The following is an 18845-nucleotide window of genomic DNA, read 5'->3' as shown; positions in this document are numbered from 1 at the left end:
CCCGCCGTTCATGTCCATGAACTGGCCGTCTTTTGCCCGCTCAGTCGCGATCTTCCAGGTAGCGGGTGTGGTCGGTCTGCCGTTGCGCGTCCGCCGCGTGGAACCGTTCGGCGACCCGCACGGCGTCGGTCTGGAGCAGGTCCAGCTGCCGCACCAGTTCCGCGCCCGATCCGCGCGCGGCGGCGTACCACCAGGGCAGGTTCAGGTAGGTCTGCACGGACAACGGCAGGTCGGTGCCGACGAGCCGGGTGACGGCGTGCAGGGCGTCCGGGTCGGCGCGCAGCTCGCGTGGACGGTCCAGCATGCCGCGCAGGACCTCGGCGATCTCCGCGACCTTCGGCGCGACCTCGCCGGGCACGCGGCCGCCGAAGCCGCGCACCCGTTCGACCAGCGCGTCCAGTTCGGTGCGGAGCTGGCTGGCCTCTTCCTCCGGATCGGTCACCAGGACGATCCGCTCGGGCGGCGCGGCGAGCGCGCCCACGCCGTAGAGACCGATCACGACGAGCACCCAGTAGCTGCCGGCGAGCCCGGCGAAGTGCAGCAGCAGGCCGGCGAGGCCGCCGGTGCAGCCCGCCAGGTTCTTCCAGGACGCCAGGTAGCGCAGCACCGGGTTACTGGTAGCCACGGATCTCCTTGAAGGCGGCGGAAAGTGAGCGGCTGCGGGCGTCGAACACCTTGCCGCCACTCATTTTCGCCACCCGTTCCATCTCGGCCGTGGCGCTCTCGCCGAACAGCACCGGGAAGATCGGGATGCCCTTGAGGTGCTGCGGCAGGCCCTGGTGGAACAGCTGGAAGTTGTCGATGCCCTCGCTGCCGGTGTTCTCGCCGTCGGTCATCAGCACGATGGAGGTGAACCGGTCCGGGTCCGCGTCGATCTGCTCGCGCAACACGTCGTACCCGCCGCGCAGGCTGCTGTAGATCGCCGTGCCGCCGGACGCGTCCAGTGACGTCGCGGTGTCGCGGATCTGGTCGAGGACCGGGCGCGGGTTGTCCGTCGGCACCTCGTACTTCAACGCCGGTCGCGCACTGCTGCTGAACGGCAGCAACGTCACCTGCTCACGCCCGTGGAACCGGTTGAACTTGCCGGCGAGCGTCTCGTCTGCCCCGGTCAGGCCCACCAGTGCCTGCCGGAGACTCTCGATGCGGTCACCCTGCATCGAGCCGGACGTGTCGAGCACGTAGAGCGTGCGCGACGGGCGGCGCAGCTGGTCGAAGTACGTGGTGATCAGACCGTCCACAGCGGACTGGCTACCCGGGAACGGCAGTTCGACGAGGTCCTTCACGGCGAACTTCGCGTCCAGCTGCACCTGCGGCACGGCCGGGCGGCGGTGCGTGGTGTCCATGATCTTGCGCTGGACGTCCGCGTTCTTCAGGTGGTCCGAGAGCTTCTGGTGTGCCTCACGGGCTTCCGAGCTCGCGGACGTGAGCAGCGTGAGCGGGTAGTCCGCGGTCACCACGCCGTCGCTCGGGTAGACCAGCTTCAACGGCGTCGTCTGGTTCTGCGACAACAACACCGACTCGTAGTTGATCAGACCGTCCACTTTGGCGCCGGGATCCTCGCCCCTGGCCCTGCGCTGGTAGGCCTCGGACAGCCAGCCGGACGACCCCGCGGACAGCGTCTGGGCCGAGAAGAACTGCTTGAGCTGCGGCGCGACCGCGTTGATCCTGTTCGCGTCCAGTGCGGAGCCCGAGCCGGACAGCGCCGCCGCGACCCCGACCAGCGCGGAGAAACCCGAGTTGGACGCGGACGGGTCCGTCATGCCGTAGGTGAACTTCTGTGCACCGGCGGCTTCGGCGATCTCGGCCCAGCCGACGCGTTTGGTGTCCCAGCCGAGCTCCTTGACCTTCGTCTCCGGCAGGCCGAGCACGACGGGGGAGGACATGACCTTGGTCGCGGTGCCGAGCCGTTTCTGCGCCTCCGGCACCAGCTCCAGGTAGCGGTTGGAGGAGAACCAGACCGCGTCGAAGCCTTGTTCGGCGGCGCCGCTCGCGACCTTCTCGGCGCCCTCGATGGTGCCGGTGAAGCTGAACTTCACGCTGATGCCGGTGGCCTTGGCGGCCTCGTCGAGGACGGGCTGGAGGTCGGCGAGCTCGCTGCCGGCCAGGACGCGGAGGACACCGGGTGCGGGGTCGCCGACCGGTCTGGACGGGTCGGCCTCGTCGGAACATCCCGCGAGCAGCGCCAGCGCGGCGGCCGCGGGGATGAGACGGCGGATCATGCTCGCTCCTGGGTAGTGGCGGGTCACTGCTGGTCTCCGGTCTCGCGGACCCGGCGCAGGTGGTCGTGGGCGCGCCGGATCTCGGCGTCCAGCGCGGTCACCGTGCTGGACATCGAGTCGGCCGCGCGGGCCTTGAACGTGTCGATCGCGTCGATCGCCGCGTAGATCTGGTCGAACGAGGTCCGAACCGCCTCGATGCCCACGGCCGGGGTCGAGGCGATGCGCTGGATGTCCTCGCCCTGCAACGACATCAGCGTCGCGTTCGACTTCAGGATCGAGTCGGTGAGGCCGCGCACGGCGTCGACCTGGTCGATCACCTCGCGTTGCCCGGCCAGGGCCGCCGCCACCGCCACACCGATCCGCAGGGCCGTGACGGTCGTGCTGACCGCGCGTTCGATGCCCTTGATCAGCTCGTCGTTGTTGCGGCGCACCACGTCCAGTGCCATGTACCCCTGCGCGCACACGGCGAGCTGGGTCAGCAGGTCCTGGTGCCGTTGCCGCAGACCGAACAACACGTCGGCGCGCAACGCCTGGGCACGCCCGGGATCGGTCAGGTCGAGGATCGCGACCTGCCGGTCCACCGCCTCGTCCATCTCACCGGCGAGCGCGGCGTCCTGCGAGAGCTTGGTCATGAGGTCCCACAACCGCTGCCGCTCGCCCTTGATGGCGGCGTTGTCGCGTTTCAGCGCGTCCTGGCCGGACCGCAGCCTCAGCACGATCCGGTTCACCGGCTCGTCGGCCGCCCGCAGTCGTGCGAGCAGGCCGCGCGCCGCGTTGCCGCCGGGGATGAACCCGAGGATCTTGCGGCCGGTCAGCTTGGACAGGTCCTGCGGGTCGAGTTCGCGCACCGAACGGCGCAGCTCCACCAAACTCGTCGACACCTGCGCGGAGTGCGGCGAGGAGACCGACGCGAGCGTGCGGTCCAGCAGCCGGCCCGCGATCTGGGCGGCCACCCGCATCTCCGCCTCGCCGAGCACCAGCGCCTCGTCGACGATCCGGCTGAAGTCCGGCGACTGCGGGTCGACCGCGTTCAACGCGTCGATGAACGCGACGGCCTGCGCCGAAAGCTCCACTTTGGACTCGTCGGAGACCGGGATCAGCCCGGCCGCGCGGGACACCGGCACCGGCTCGACGGGATCTGGTGGCGTCAGCACGAAATCGGTCATCTCAGTACTGCTTCGCGATCGCTTCGAGCAGCCGCTCCAGCGTCTCGTGCGCGGGCGGTTCGACGACGTCCACGATCGTCTGCGGCACGGTCAGGTTCTTCTCCTTCACGATGTCGTTGAAGTGCTTGGGATCGGCGGTCCGGAACCCGAACGTCGCCGCGAGCCTGCCCAGTTCGGCATCAGACGACAGCAGCTGCCCGACCCGGTCACCAGGCTCGCGCAACGGCACCAGCGTGTGCTTCGACAACACGGTCGGCGCCGGGTAGAGCAGCTTCATGTCCGGCCGGACCGTCGAATCGCCGCGCACCACCCGGTCGACGAACTGCGCCTCGTACGCCAGCACCAGCGGCGTCTTGCCCATGCCCGCGGACAGGTAGTCCTCGAACGGCCCCTCGCTGCTGCTCTGCGTGTAACCCTGGTCCAGGAACAACTTCGACACCGCCGGCAGCACCTTGGCCTCGGCGTCCTGCGACGACACCACCCCGCCGTTCGCGACGAACGACGTGATCGCCAGGTACATCGCGGCCGAGTTCGAGTCACGCGGATCGGTCGTGGTGACCAGCAGGTTCTTGCGCGCGGGATACGCGGTGTTGCCCGGCAACTGGTCCCAGCGCGTGCCCTTGGCCGCGAGCTCCAGGTACGCCTGTACGTCGAACGTCTGGTAACCCGGCCCCGCCTTGACCACGCCTGCCTTGGTCAGCAGGTCGACGATCGGGTCGAACGTGGCGATCACCATCGGCGACGAGAACGGCGCGTACGTCCGCGCGGCCTTGCGATCCCGCTGGATCTTCTCCGCCGCCGGTGCGGACGACGGGAACGCGAAGTCGTACGAGTTCAGGTCCGTGGCCGTCGCGATCTGCCGCGACCCCGCCGGATCCACCTCGACCTTGAGCCCGTGCTTCGCGAACACGTCCTTGACCCGCTGGTCGGCGAAGAAGGCGAGCTTCTCCGAGCCGATCACCCCGCGCACGGTCTGGAGCTGAGCCGATTCGCCGCCGCCCTGTCCCAGGACGATGGCCGTCACCACACCCACCAGCAGCACGACCGCAAGACCGATGCCGAGCGTTCTCTTCACGGAGCCACTTCTTTCTGGCCTACCTCTGCCGTAAAGCCCTGTCGGAGAAGAGATCTTTCGTCACTTCGACGCCGTATCAGGGTGGGTCGTCGCAATCGTGAGGTGAACAGTGGGTGAACGGGCCGATGAGTTTCGAGCGGCACCCGAGTCGGTATGGCTGAAGAGTCAGGAACGAGGAGGTTCAGCGATGAAGTTCGTGACGATCGGCTACGGCGCCCGCGAGGACTACGACCGCACCGACCAGGCCGTACGCGACGAAGCGCACGCCCACGACGAACGCCTGCGCGCGGCGGGAGTGGAGATGGGAATCGCCGGGTCGCCCGTACAGGTGCGCAACCCGGGCAACCTCAGGACGAAGGTGGAGAACGGGGCGTTCCAGACGTCCGCACTGCCGATCGCGGGCTTCGCGATCATCGAAGCGGGGTCGGTGGAAGAGGCGATCGAACTCGTTGCGAACACTCCGTGCGCGGTCGCTCACGGAGTGGTGGAGGTATGGCCGCTAGAGCAAGGGTGACCTGTCGCCCACAGACCACTTGTGGCCGAAGGGATCGGTGAAGCCGCCCTGCCGATGCGTCCCCCACGGCATCTGATGCTCCACGACCACCGATCCGGCGACGGCCCCGGCGGCGAGAGCACGCCCGACCAGACCGTCGGGGTCGTCGCAGAACAGCTCGACGCGCACGCTCGTGACCCCGCCCGGACTGTTCTCCGCCGGGTTGTCGGGGTTCACCTCGTGGATGAAGAAAGGTGCGCCGCCGATCGACAGACCGGCGACACCGCCGAGGTTCCACAGCTCCGTGGCGCCGAGCGCGGTCCTGTACCAGGTGACCGCGGCATCGGCGTCCGGGACGATCAGCATCACTGAGATCACCGCAGGCTCGCCCATGCTGGACAGCCTGCCCGATCAGCTCAGAGATCGCTGAGCAACCAGGCGACGTCGCGCACCAGCGCGTGCCGCCAGCCGACCCTGTCGTGCCCGGCAGGAGACCGGTTCACCCGCACGACCGCACCCGCCTGCGCGGTCAGCTCCTCCACGGCCTCGCAGTGCCGGTGCATCGCCGGCTCGTGCTCGCCGACGTCGAACGCGACCCGCAACCCGGACAGATCCGGAACCGAACGCAGGCGCTCGGCGGTGTCACCACCGGCCGGGCCGTCCAGCGCGAGCCCGGCCTCGGGCAGGTCGCGGGCGTACCAGAACGACCCTGACTGGCACGCCACCCGCGACACCAGCGAAGGGAAGTCCAGCGCGGCCTGGAATGCGCTGAACCCGCCCAGGCTCTGCCCCGCGACCGCGAACCGCGAGAGGTCCACAGTCACGCCGTTGGACGCCAGCAACGGCAGCAGCTCGTCCCGGATCGCCTCCCACAGCGCGGAAGAGCTGTACTCGGCATCGCGATCCCGTGGCGTGGGCAGGAAAACCAGCGTGGCAGGTGGCATCTCGCCGTTCTTCACCGCCGACTCGAACGCGGCCACCGCAGGATGCACGTACATCCAGTCGTCGCCGTCGAGCAGCAGCACGACCGGCTCGCCGCCCTGGTGCACGCGCACTGTCTTGCGCCCCAACGCACCCGTCCAGCGGATCCGCAACGACGGCACGTCCAGCACCTCGTCCGGCCCGACGACCGGCCAGTGCGGTTGCGGTTCCAGATCGGGCGTGGTGAAGATCGATCGGTTCGGCCCGGCACCGGCGGGGTTGGCCGGGTCGGCGTGCTCCTCGCCGTCGAAGAAGTGGTAGGTCACGCGCAACCGCGGCGGCATCTCGACCTCTGCCGACCACAGCGAACCTGATTGCCTGAACGGCACCGGGTCCAGCGCGCTCTCGAACCGCACCTCGCCGGGACCCGTCCACCGGAACGTCGTCATCGGGCCACCGCCAGAAGGTAGGAGGAGTCACGGCCGAGCAGTTCGCGGTGCGTGCCCTCGCCGGTCACCGTGCCGTCGGACAGCACGATCACCCGGTCGGCCACGTCGAGCAGCGCCGGGCTGCTGGTGATCACGATCGTCGTGCGGCCGCGGCGCAAGGCCGTGACGTTGCGGGCGATGAGCTGTTCGGTCACCGCGTCGACGGCCGTGGTCGGGTCGTGCAGCACCAGGATGTCCGGGTCCGCGGCCAGCGCGCGGGCGAGCGACAGGCGCTGTCGTTGCCCGCCGGAGAGGTTCGCGCCCCGGTCGCGCACGGCGTAGTCGAGGCCGTCGGAGTGCAACGCCACCACGTCGGTCAGCATCGCGGCGGACACGGCTTCCTCGACCGACGAGCTCGTCCCGGAAGGATCCACGTTGTCGCGCAACGTTCCCGCGAACACCTCGTGGTGCGACGGGTTCACCAGCAGAGCAGTCCGCACGCTCTCGATGGACAGCGACGCGATCTCCCGCTTGCCCACCCGGACGACACCCGAGTACGCGGAAGGCGGCACCTCAACGGAAAGCAGCGACGCCAGCTCGGCCGCCGCCTGAGGTTCGTAGGCCGCGATCGCCACGAACTCACCGGGCTGCACCGAGAACGTCAAGTCCCGCAACGTTCCGTGCGTGACAGCCGAGATCTCGAGGCCGCTCGACGGTCCGGGCACCTCGACACCGGGCGTCATCCGCGCGGGAGCGGCGAGGATCAGCGCCATCCGTTCGGCGGAGGCCCGCGCGATCATCACGTACTTGGGCATCTCCGAGAACAGCTTCAGCGGCTCGATCAGGAACTGCGCCAGCCCGACCACCATCACCAGCTGACCGATCGTGATGGAACCCTGGAACGTCAGCACGCCCGCCCACAACGTCACCGCCGCGGCCAGCAACGAGTTCAGCGCCAACGCAAGGCCGGCGTAGACGCCGTTGACCCGCGCCACGACGATCGACTGCTTCTTGGCCTCGGTGCTCACCCGGCGGTAGGCCTGGAAAGCCGCGTAGCTGCCGCCGAAACCGTGCAACGGCCGCAGACCCGCGATCAGGTCGGACACCTTCGCACCGGCCCGCGCGACCTTGGCCTGCTGCGTCTGCGTGCTCGCCCCGATCCGCCGCGACATCACGCTCAGCACGCTCAGGATCGCGGCGGTGCCGACGAACACCAGCACGCCGAGCGGCACGCTGATCACCGCCAGCACCACACCCGTGATCACCACCGACACCAGCGAGCTCACCAGCAGCGGCACCACCTCGATGATGTCCGCCGTCTGGTCGGCGTCCTCGGTGGCGATGGTGAGCACCTCGCCGGACTTGAGGTCGACGTCGCGCGCCACCGGCTGCAGGCCGTGGTCCGCGACCGCGACCCGCCATCGGTGCGCTTCCGTCGTGTTCGCCTTCTGCAGGATGCGCATGCCGAACCGCCACGAGTACGACACCGTGGCCATCACCAGCCCGAGCGCCAGCAACGCCAGCCCCAGCGAGCTGAGCTGACCGCCGCGCAACGCGAACTCGACGATCACGCCGAGCAGGATCGGCACGGCGGTCTCAGCGGCCTGGTAGGTACCCATCAGCAGGGTGCCGGAGGCCATGGCGCCGCCGTTGCGGCGGAGTGCGACCCGCAGGATGTCCCTGCCGGTCCGTACTTCAGTGTTCGTCAACGTGGCGCGCAATCGCTTCGGGGGTGGACAGGGCCAGGAGATCGCGGATCGTGACGACCGGGCCGAACTCGCGGCGGAGCAGGCCGATGAGCCGGACCGCGAGCATCGAGTGCCCGCCCAGGTCCGTGAAACCGCTCGCCATGCCCACCTCGTCCTCGTCGAGGTCGAGGGCCTCGGCGAACATCTCCCTGACCACGAGCTCGGTTTCGGTCAGCTCCCTGGCTTCCTGTTGGACCAGGGTGCCGAGCGGACGCGCCTCGGGCAAGGCCGACGTGTCCGCCTTGCCGTTGACCGTCAACGGGATCGCGTCGACCTCGGCGAAGTGCGACGGCCGCAGGTAGTCCGGCATCCCGGCACCGACCTCGGCCGCGATCGACGGGATGTCCGCACCTTCCGCCAGCACGAGGTAGGCCGCGAGCCGGTACGCGCCGTCGACCTGCGGGTCGGCCTGCGCGACGGCGGCGACGAACCGGACGCCCGGATGCGCGGCGAACCGCGCCTCGACCTCGCCCAGCTCCACGCGGTGACCGCGGATCTTGACCTGCTTGTCGGTGCGGCCCAGGTAGAGCAGGTTCCCGTCGGGCCGCCTGATCACCAGGTCGCCCGTCCGGTACATCCGCTCACCCGGCACCCACGGGCACGCCACGAACCGTTCCGCGGACTGCCCTGGCTGGCCGAGGTAACCACGCGCGATGCCCACGCCCGACACGTAAAGCTCGCCCGCGACCCCGTCCGGCACGTGCCGCAACCACGGGTCGAGCACGTAGACGTCGGTGTTGTCGATCGCCACGCCGACCACCGGGTCGACGCAGTCGAACGTGCCGACGCCCAGCGTGTTGATCGTGTACTCCGTTGGCCCGTAAAGGTTGTAGCCGATCGTGCCGGGAGTGTCGGCGAGCTGCTGCCACAGCGTCGGCGTCACGGCCTCGCCGCCCAGCAGCACCAGCGCCGGCTTGTGCTCGGCACCCAGCAGACCCTCGGCGACCAGCTGCTGCGCGTAGGTCGGCGTCACGTTGATGACGTCGATCTCGTGCTGGAGGCAGTACTCGACCAGCCCGGTCGCGTCGCGGCGCAGCTCCTCGTCGCAGATGTGCACCTCGTGGCCGTCGGCGAGCCAGAGCAGCTCCTCCCACGACATGTCGAAGGCGAACGACACGGTGTGTGCGATCCGGAACATCCGGTGCCCGTGCTCGGCCAGCACCGGCTCGAAGATCCGCCGCTGGTGGTTGACCAGCATGTTCGTCAGGCCCGCGTACTCGGTGACCACGCCCTTGGGCTTGCCGGTCGAACCCGAGGTGTAGATGGTGTAGGCCGCGTGCTTGAGCCGGTTCGGGTCGCCGGCCGCGAACGTGATCACCGGTTCGGCGTCCGGCCACGGCTCGTCGAGCCGGAACACCTCGCCCCGGATCCGCGGCGCCACCGCGCTGGTCGTGATGACCAACGACGGCTGCGCGTCGTCGATGATCGCGGCGATCCGCTCGTCCGGGTGGTCCAGCTCCAACGGCACGTACGCCGCCCCACACCGCAGGATTCCGAACAGCGCGACAACCCAGTCCAACGAGCGCGGCACCGCGATGGCGACCGACGTCTCGACGCCGATGCCCTTGCCGGACAACACCCCCGCGAGATGCCGGCTGCGGTTCCTGAGCTCCGCGAACGTCATCGTCTTGCCGTGCGCGACCAACGCGATCCGGTCCGGGTTGCGGTCGGCCGCGGTGTCGAACAGGTCGACGACGGTCTGGTCGCCGAAGTCGTTGGCGGGGTTGAGTTCCGGCTGCGGCCCGGTGCCGCGGATCGCGCCGAGAGGACCAACCGTGCGAGCCAGATCGCCGAGCACCCGCAGGTAGTCGTCGAACAACCGCTGGGCCAACGCGGTGTCGGTGACCTCGGGCCGGTACTCCAGCTTGACCGTGAGCTGCTTGCCCGGCGTCACCACCCACGTGAACGGGTAGTGCGTCGAGTCCTCGGACTCGTGGTCGATGATCCCGTTCGCGGTGTTCAGCTCGTCGAACGTGCTGTCGTCCAGGAAGTTCTGCAGCACGAACAGGTTGTCGAACAGCTGGTCGTGACCGCTCGCGCGCTGGATCTCGCCGAGCCCGACGTGCTCGTGGTCCATCGCGTCGACCCGCGACGCCTGCACGTTCGCGAGGAACGTCGCCGCCGTGTCGTCCGGCCGCGCGGTGATCCGCATCGGCACGGTGTTCAGCAGCACGCCGACGATCCCGTCCGTGCCTTCTTCCTCACGCCCGGACACCGTGACGCCGAACGTCGCGTCGCCGCGGCCGGTCTCGCTGCCGAGCAACAACCCGAGCGCGCCCGTCACGACCGAGTTCAGCGTGACTCCGTGCCTGCGCGCGGCTTCCCTGACCCGGTCCGTGTCCTCTGTGGACAGCGTCCGCACGATCTTCGTCGGCAGAGCGTCCGAAGTGGACCCGTCGCCGAGCAGCGTCGGGCCCGGCAGGTCCGCGAGGTAGCCGGCCCAGAACCGTTCGGCGGCTTGGGCGTCCTTGGCGTCGAGAGCGCGGGTGTAGCTCTCGAAGCTCGGCGTGGCGGGCGAGGAGTCGACCGGTTCGCCCGCGAGGAACGCCCGGTAGGCACCGAACAGGTCGCGCAGCACGATCTCGCGCGACCAGCCGTCCCACAGCAGCAGGTGGTAGCTGAACAGCAACGCGTCGCGGCCCTCCGGCAGCCGCAGCACGGTGAGCCGCACCAACGGCGGCGCGCCGAGGTCGAAGCCCGTGCGGCGGTCCTCGACGCGCAACGCGTCCACGGCGTCCTGGTTCAGCACGTCGACCGTGCGGACCTCGACCTGGCCGCCCGGCGTGAGTACCTGGACCGGCGTGCCGTCCTCGTCCTCGAAGCCCGCGCCGACCACTGGGTGCCGGGCGATGACGTGCGCCATCGCCTTCTCGAGCGCACTGGTGTCGAGCCGGCGGTCGAACGTGAAGTAGCTCTGCGCCACGTAATGCCCGGTGTCGCCCGCCAGCTCGGCCTGGAAGTACAGACCGCGCTGCAACGGCGAGACCGGCGCGGTGCGGCGCGCGTTCACCGAGGCGTCCGCGATCCGTTCCAGGGCGAGCAACCACCGTGCGGCGATCTCGTCGGACACGTCCTCGGTGAGCGCGAACGTGGCCCGCAGACTGCCGGTCGACGTGTCGACCCAGGAGTTGACCTCCACCGCGTACGGGCTCGGCTGCGACCCGGCGTCGACGTGCAACGCCTGCGCCTCACTGCCCCGGCCGAGGTAGTTGAACAGCACCTGCGGCCTGGGAAGCGCCGCCAGCACCGGCGCGGTCTGCGGGTTGAGGTACCGCAGCTGCCCGTATCCGACGTGCTGCCGCTCGTCCGGCTGGCGCTTGCCCAGCTCCCGTGCCGCCTCGACCGGATCGGTGTGCGGGCTGAGCTTCACCGGCGCGATGGAGGTGAACCAACCGACCGTGCGCGTGTAGTCGTGGTGCTCGAGCACCGGCACACGGCCGTGCCGCTCCAGCTCGATCACCAGATCCGTTGGCGTGCCCTGGATCTCCGTGAGCGCGGTGCGCAGCGCACCGCACAGCAACTCCGTCAGGCCGACGCCGAGCGCGGTCGGCGCGGTCCGCACGACGCGCTCGGTGATGTCGGCCGCCAGGTTGACCGTGACCTCGCGCTGGTCGCCGATCTGCTGGGTCAGGACGGGGGTGTCCAGCACCTCGATCCACCGGCGCAGGTCACCGCCGGTTTGTGCGCTGAGGATCAGCGCGTTGGTGTAGGCGGCGAATGACGTGGTCGCGGGCGCCAGGTCCTCGCCGCGCAGGGCCGCGGAGATGTCGTCGAGGAGGATCAGCCAGGAGACGGCGTCGACGGCGAGGTGGTGCACCACGACCACGAGGGTCCGGGTGGACTCCAGCCACGTGAACGCGGCCATGACGCCGGCTTCGGGGTCGAGGCGGTGAGCGGCCTCGTTCGCGGCGACCTGCGGATCGTCAGAATTGTCAGACCCGTTTGAGACGATAGGAGTGGGGACCCGATCCCCCCAGGGGGCCTGCGAATCGGGATCGATTCCGAACGCCCACACCCCGTGCTCGACCCGCAGCCGCATCCGCAGCGCGGGGTGAGCGTCGATGACAGCCTTGGCCGCCCGTTCGATCTCCTGCAGCTCAACGCCCTCGGGCACCTGCAGCTGCCGAGCCTGGGCGAACAACCGAAGCTCGCCGCCCAGTTCCCGTTGCCGCAGCACGATCGGCGTCGGCACCACCGGCCCGTCCGCAGCCTCGACCACGGCCGGTGCCGCCACCGGCGCGACCGCGAACCGATCGGCCAAGGCGCGCGGCGTCTTGTGCAGGAACAGGTCCCGCGGCGCGATCTGCAACCCGAGCGCACGCGCCCGGTTGACCACGCCGATCGCGATGATGCTGTCCCCGCCGGCCACGAAGAAGTCCGTGTCCGCGTCCACAGTGGACCCCGGCAGCACGTCCGCGAAGATGCTGACCAACGAGTCCAGCGCCGGCGAGTCGCCGGCCACGACAACGTCCTCGGACGAGCGGGCGCGCTCTTCCAACGCCTTGCGGTCCAGCTTGCCGTTCACCGTCAGCGGCAGCGCGTCCAGCGGAATCACCCGCTGCGGCACCATGTGCACCGGCAGCTTCGACCCGAGGAAGACCCCGATGTCCGTGGCAGGCGTGCCCACGACGTGCGCGACGAGGTGGTCGGCGGTGTCGGCCACCGTCACGGCCACGTCGACGACACCGGGCACCGAACGGATCGCCGACTCGACCTCGCCCAGCTCGATCCGGAAACCCTTGAGCTGCACCTGGTTGTCGGCGCGGCCGACGAACTCCAGCTCGCCGTCGAGGTTGCGGCGCGCGAGATCACCGCTGTTGTACATGCGCGAACCATCGGCGGCGAACGGGTCCGCCACGAACCGGCTGGAGGTGAGGTCCGGCCGGTTGTGGTAGCTGAGCGCCAGCTGGGAACCCGCCACGTAGATCGCGCCCACCTGACCCGGCGCGACCGGCTGCAGCCGGGAGTCCAGCAGGTACGTGCGCAGGCCGGGGATCGGTCCGCCGATCGGGCTCACCTCACGGCCGGACGTGAAGTCGGCGTCGTCCAGCACCCGATGCGTCACGTGGACCGTGGTCTCGGTGATGCCGTACATGTTGACCAGCTCGGGACGCTCGGTGCCGTAGCGCTCGACCCAGCCGCGCAGGCGCGAGAGTTCCAGCGCCTCGCCGCCGAAGATGACGCGGCGCAACGCGGGCAGCGGCTCGGCCAGCCGGTCGGCCTCGATGAACTGGTAGAACGCCGACGGCGTCTGGTTCAGCACGGTGACGCCACGCGCGCGGACGAGCAGGTGGAAGTCGACCGGCGACCGGGTCAGGCCGTGGTCGGGCACCAGGAGTTCGCCGCCGTACGCCAGCGCGCCCCACAACTCCCACACCGCGAAGTCGAACGAGTACGAGTGGAACTGCGTCCACACGTCGTCCGGCCCGAAGTTCATGTCCGGCTGGGTGTTCGCCAGCAACGACACCACGCTCGCGTGCGGCACGACGACGCCCTTGGGCTTGCCGGTCGAGCCGGACGTGTAGATCACGTACGCCGGGTTCTGCCAGTCGAAGGCCGGCAACTCCGCGTCGCCCGGCACCTGGTCGCCGTAGACCAGCACCCGCGCCGGAACACCGGCGTTCAACAGCAGACGTTCGAAGCGCTCCCGGTGTTCGCGCTCGACCAGCACGACCTGGGGCACGGAGTCGGCGAGAACGTACTCGAGCCGCTCGTCCGGGTACGCGAGGTCCAGCGGGACGTACGCGCCACCGGCCGACACGATCCCGACCAGGGCGACGACCTGCTGCAACGATCGTCCGATCGCGACCGCGACCCGTTGCTGAGGCCCGACGCCCGCGTTGACCAAGGTCCGGGCGAGCCGGTTCTTGGTGTCGGCGAGCATTCCGTAGGTGAGGCCTTCGGAGCTGCCGTCCAGGTGGCACATCGTCACGGCGCGCGCCGACGGGTCGCGCTGGGCGGCCGCGTCGAACAGGCCGGCCAGCGTGACGGGCTCGATCTCGGCAGCGGCCCGCACGGTCGTGAGCGATGGCGTCGGCACAACACCGCCGCTGAGCAACGAGTCCACCGTGTCGGCGAACGCGCGCAAGATCGTGCGGGCGCCCTCCTCGCGGACGACGACGGTGTCGTAGATGAGGTTGAACCGCAGCGTGCCGTCGTGGTGGCGCTGAACCTCGATGGTCAACGGGTAGTGCGGCGCGCCCTCGTTCACCGCGTCGGCGATCTCGAACCCGGTGGCCGAGCCGAGCGCGGTCACGTCCGTCGCGATGTCGAACACGACCAGCGTGTCGAACGCCGACCCGTGCGGTGCCTGCCGCCCGATGCGCGTGAGCGAGACGTGCTGGTGCGGCAGCACAGCGGTCTGGTGGCGCTGCACCGACGCCAGCAGCTCGGCGGCGGTCGTGTCGGCGGACCACCTGGTGCGCACCGGAATCGTGTTGATGAACAGGCCGACCAGCCCGTCGATGCCCGGCACGTCGGCGTCCCTGCCGGACACCGTGGAGCCGAACACGACGTCCTGCCTGCCGAGGATGCCGCCGAGCGTCACACCCCACGCGCTGTGCACGGCGACGCTGAGCGACACCCCTGCCGCCCGCAGCTTCTCGTCGAAACCAGCGGGTGCGTCGATCGCCGTGTCGGTGAAGCGTGCCGACGGCTCGTGCCCCTCCACCGTGAGCGACGGACCGGGCAGGCCGGCGAGCTCCTCGGCCCAGACGCGGTCGCTCTCCGCGGCGTCGGCCTGCACGAGCCAGCGCACGTAATCGGCGTAGCTGCCCCGCACGTGCACCGAGCCCGGCGCGTCGTACTCGGCCAGCAGCGCGCGCCACATCGGCGGCACCGACCAGCCGTCCGCGATGATGTGGTGCACGGTCTGTACGAGTACATACCGGCCGGGAGCGGTGCGGATCAGCGTGAAGCGCATCAACGGCCCACGAGCGAGGTCGAACCCGGCGACGCGGTCCTGCTCGGCGAAGGCCTCGATCTCCTCCTCGGTCATGCCCTGACCGTCCACAGTGGAGAACTCCGGCCGCACACCGGACTCCAGCACCGAGACGACCCGGCCGTCCGGCAGGCCGACGAACCGCGCGGCGAGGTTCGGGAACAGCTCCAGCACCCGCGTCGCGGCGGCTTCGAGCTTCGCCGCGTCCACCGCACCGGTCAGCGTCACCAGCTGCTGCTCGACGTACCGGTGCGCCGACTCGTCGTCGAACACCGAGTGGAAGTACAGACCCTCCTGCAACGGTGTCAGCGGCAGCACGTCCCGCAACGCCGGCGAATCCAGGGAGTCGACGTCGGCCTGGGTCAGCGGCAGCAGGTCGAAGTCACTGGGGGAGTGACCGCCCTCCGTCAACGCAGCCAAGCCTTCCAGCGCGGCCACGAAGTACTCGCCGATCTTCGCTGTGTCGGAGTCGGTGAACACCCCGGACGGCCACGACATGACCGTGACCAGTTCCAGTTCACCGTCGGCACCCGGCTCGGCGGAAGCGTTGAACTCCAGCGCCCGCGGCAGCCGCATCGCCGGATCGCGCTTCTCACCGAGCTGGCCGGCGTTCTCCGCGAGCTGCCAGTCGCCGGTGGTGCCACCGCTGAACCGGCCGAGGTAGTTGAACAGCACCTGCGGCCGTCCGACACCGAACTCGTTGCGCCCCAGGTACTTCAACGCGCCGTACGAGACACCGTTGCTCGGCACCCGCGCGAGGTCTTCCTTGACTCGCTTCAACGCAGAAGCCAGGTCGTCCGCACCCGGATCCACCGTGACCGGGAACAGCGTCGTGAACCAGCCGACCGTGCGGGACAGGTCCGGGTCGAGCGGCACGAACCGGCCCTCGCGGCCGTGGCCCTCCAGCTCGATGTGCGCGAACGTCTGGTCCTGGCCGTTGTCCCGGCGCCACCGGGCCAGCGCGACCGCGAGACCGGTCAGCAGCACGTCGTTGACCTTGGCGTGGAACAACGCGGGCACGTCACCGAGCAGCGCGGCCGTGGCACGGGAACCGACCGTGACCGTGCGGACCTGTTCGCCCGCAACGACGTCCTCGTCGGTGAGCTCACGCCGGCCGAGCAGTTGATCCACACCCGGCAGCGCACGCTGGTAGTACTCGCGATCCGCGTCGAACCCTGCCTTCTCGAGCAGCTGGGTCCAGCGGCGGAACGACGTCCCGACCGGACGGAGTTCCACGGGAGCACCGGAAGAAACCTGCTGCCATGCCTGGGCGAGATCGTCGAACAGGATGCGCCACGACACGCCGTCGATCACCACGTGGTGGATCACGATCACGAGTTGGCGCGCCTCGGAACGCCACACCGCGCGCAGCATGATGCCCGCGTCCGGGTTGAGCCCCTCGGTCGCGGCGGCCACGCACTCGTCGAGCGGCGCGTTGCTCTCCTCCCACAACGCAGGCCCGTCGGCCGGGATGTCGAACGACCACCGCTCGCCCCGGACCAGCTTGGCGCGCAACATGTCGTGCCGCTCGACCAGCGCGTCGAGGATCTCGGTCAGCTGGGCGGCGGTGAGCGCCGCGGGCGTGTTGAGCACGACCGACTGCACGAACCCGTCGATGGCGTCCGTGGTCTCGCCGAGCCACTGCACGATCGGCAGACCCGCCACCGGACCGGTCGGCACGTCGTCGTGGTCCACCGTCGAAGCGCCGTCCCGCGACGCGACGGCGGCCAGCGCGCGCGGGGTGCGGTTGAGGAAGATCTGGGTGGCCGTGACGAACACGCCCTCGGCGCGCAGCGCGGACAGCAGCGAGATCGCCAGGATGCTGTCGCCGCCCAGTTCGAAGAAGTCGTGGTCGGCGCCGACCTGCTCGACCCGCAGCACCGACGCGATCGCGGCGCAGATCACGGCCTCGTCGTCGTTGGCCGCGGCGGTGACCGGCCCGGTCTCGACGGTCGGCTCCGGCAGCGCGCGGCGGTCGAGCTTTCCGTTGGCGGTCAACGGGAACTCGTCCATCACCACGATGTGGGTGGGCACCATGTACTCGACCAGGTGCTCGGTCGCCCACTGCTTCACGGCGTCCGAGGTCAGGCTCTCGACGGACGGCACGACGTACCCGACGAGGTAGTTGCCGCCCACGGAGTTCTTCCTGACCACGACACAGGTGTGGCGCACCTCGGGGTGCTCGGCCAGCGCGACCTCGACGTCCTCCAGCTCCAGCCGCATGCCGCGGATCTTGACCTGGTTGTCGACGCGGCCGAGGAAGTCGAGTGACCCGTCCGGCGCGAACCGCGCGAGATCACCGGTGCGGTAGAGGCGCGACCCGTCAGAAGCGAACGGGTTGGCCACGAACCGGGACGCGGTCAACCCCGGTGCGTTCACATATCCACGGCCCAACAGGAAGCCGCCGATGTACAGCTCGCCGCCGACACCGGGAGGGCACGGCCGCAGCTGCTCGTCGAGCACGTAGAGATCCGTGTTGGGGTTCGCCTTGCCGATCGACGTCGACAGCCGCTCCGCCTCGCCGCGGTAGATCACGTGCGAGACGCCGATCGTGGCCTCGGCCGGGCCGTAGCCGTGGTACATCGGGATGTCGAGCTGCGTGCGGAACCGGTCGTACAGCTCGGGAGTCAGCACCTCGCCGCCGCACCACACGTGCCGCAGGCTGTCCAGCTCGCCGTCGCCCGCGATGTTCAGCAGCACGTCCAGCATCGACGACACCAGGTACACGAACGTCACGCGGTGCTGGGAGATCGTGCGCAGCAGGTGGTGCGGGTCGCGTTCGCCGCCGGACCGCACGACGACCGTGCGACCACCGCACACCAGCGGCAGGAAGATCTCGTTGATGGAGATGTCGAACGACAGCGGCGCCTTGAACAGCGACGCGTCGGAGTGTCCGAAGTGGAGGATCTGATTGACCTGCCACAGCAGGCGTTCGCTGATCGCCTCGTGCCGGATCATCGCGCCCTTGGGGCGGCCGGTCGAGCCGGACGTGAACATCACGTACGCCAGCTGAGCACCCTGGATCGTGACGTCCGTCGGTTCACCCGAGCAGTCCGCGAAACCCCAGTCGGAGAGGTCCACGGCGACCGCTTCGGGCTCGCCCTCCTGGCCTGTGCCAAGAAGTAGGACGACCTGGGCGTCGGTGATCACGGACTCGCGCCGCGACGCCGGCCACTGCGGGTCCAGCGGCACGAACGCGGCACCGGCCTGCAGCACGGCGAGCAGGCTGATCACCATCTCGGCCGAGCGGTCCAGCGAGATGCCGACGACCTGCTCCGCGGCCAGGCCGCGGTCGAGCAGGTGGCGGGCCAGCTGGTTGGACCGGGTGAGCGCCTCGCCGTAGGTGAACGCGCGCTCGCCGTCGTTGATCGCGACGGCGTCCGGGCGCTGGCGGGCCTGCTCGCGGAACAGCTCGACGATGCTCGGCCGGTCGCGCGGGAACTCGTTGTCGTTCCACCGCGCCAGATCCGCGAGCCGTTCGTCCACGGTCTGCGACGTCAGCGTGCCGATCGCGCGGTTCGGGAACTCAGCCAGGTCGTCCAGCGCCCGCTGCGCCTCGGCCGGATCGACGCCCTCCGGCAACGGGATCAGCCAGCCGTCAGGCCGTTCCACGACGTCCGACTGCTGGCCCTTGTCCGCCCAGACGAGCAGATCGCTGAAAAGCGTGGCAGCGGTGAGCTCTAGTCCATCGACCCTGAAACCGGGGTTCACCCAGTGGGTCAGCGCGACGGCGCTCGCGACGGCGATGGTCCGCTGAGGGTACTCACCGGCACGGCGCCGAATGGAGGCGATCCGGGCGGTCGAAAGAAGTACGTCACGCTCGGCCATCAGTTCCATCGACGACTCAGCCATCCC

9 protein-coding genes are annotated in these 18845 nt (G+C 69.7%); 1 reads left to right on the top strand and 8 read right to left on the bottom strand.

Annotation, left to right across the window (positions count from 1 at the left end):
* Positions 1–40: 40 nt before the first annotated feature.
* From ACWGE0_RS04605 to ACWGE0_RS04590, 4 genes are read right to left on the bottom strand one after another with little or no spacing between them, the layout of a single operon-like run.
* Positions 41–625, bottom strand: a complete 585-nt coding sequence (locus ACWGE0_RS04605; RefSeq protein ID WP_452259522.1) for a hypothetical protein — start codon at positions 623–625, stop codon at positions 41–43.
* Positions 612–2219: a substrate-binding domain-containing protein gene (locus tag ACWGE0_RS04600; RefSeq protein WP_452259521.1), complete on the bottom strand. Its 1608-nt coding sequence runs from the start codon at positions 2217–2219 to the stop codon at positions 612–614. The genes ACWGE0_RS04605 and ACWGE0_RS04600 overlap by 14 nt, the downstream gene beginning before the upstream one ends.
* Positions 2220–2242: 23 nt before the next feature.
* A complete protein-coding gene (locus ACWGE0_RS04595; RefSeq protein ID WP_452259520.1) occupies positions 2243–3385 on the bottom strand; it encodes a toxic anion resistance protein in 1143 nt (380 codons plus the stop codon).
* A gap of 1 nt (position 3386) precedes the next feature.
* Positions 3387–4460, bottom strand: coding sequence for a hypothetical protein (locus tag ACWGE0_RS04590; RefSeq protein ID WP_452259519.1), 1074 nt, complete (start codon positions 4458–4460; stop codon positions 3387–3389).
* A gap of 187 nt (positions 4461–4647) precedes the next feature.
* Here ACWGE0_RS04590 and ACWGE0_RS04585 point away from each other — a divergent pair, with 187 nt between their 5' ends.
* Positions 4648–4974, top strand: a complete 327-nt coding sequence (locus tag ACWGE0_RS04585) for a YciI family protein (protein ID WP_452259518.1) — start codon at positions 4648–4650, stop codon at positions 4972–4974.
* Here the strand turns inward: ACWGE0_RS04585 and ACWGE0_RS04580 are convergent.
* The 4 genes from ACWGE0_RS04580 to ACWGE0_RS04565 are packed head-to-tail and all read right to left on the bottom strand — an operon-like array spanning position 4960 to position 18842.
* Positions 4960–5346: a VOC family protein gene (locus ACWGE0_RS04580; RefSeq protein ID WP_452259517.1), complete on the bottom strand. Its 387-nt coding sequence runs from the start codon at positions 5344–5346 to the stop codon at positions 4960–4962. The genes ACWGE0_RS04585 and ACWGE0_RS04580 overlap by 15 nt on opposite strands.
* Positions 5347–5369: 23 nt before the next feature.
* Positions 5370–6323, bottom strand: a complete 954-nt coding sequence (locus ACWGE0_RS04575) for an alpha/beta hydrolase-fold protein (protein WP_452259516.1) — start codon at positions 6321–6323, stop codon at positions 5370–5372.
* Positions 6320–8011, bottom strand: coding sequence for an ABC transporter ATP-binding protein (locus tag ACWGE0_RS04570; protein WP_452259515.1), 1692 nt, complete (start codon positions 8009–8011; stop codon positions 6320–6322). The genes ACWGE0_RS04575 and ACWGE0_RS04570 overlap by 4 nt, the downstream gene beginning before the upstream one ends.
* Positions 7998–18842 carry an amino acid adenylation domain-containing protein gene (locus ACWGE0_RS04565; protein WP_452259514.1) on the bottom strand — a complete coding sequence of 3615 codons (10845 nt, stop codon included), beginning with the start codon at positions 18840–18842 and terminating at the stop codon, positions 7998–8000. Before ACWGE0_RS04565 ends, ACWGE0_RS04570 begins: the two co-directional genes overlap by 14 nt.
* Positions 18843–18845 lie beyond the last annotated feature (3 nt).

This window comes from Lentzea sp. NPDC054927, from assembly GCF_053610285.1.
This window is presented reverse-complemented; position numbering and strand designations above follow the sequence as displayed.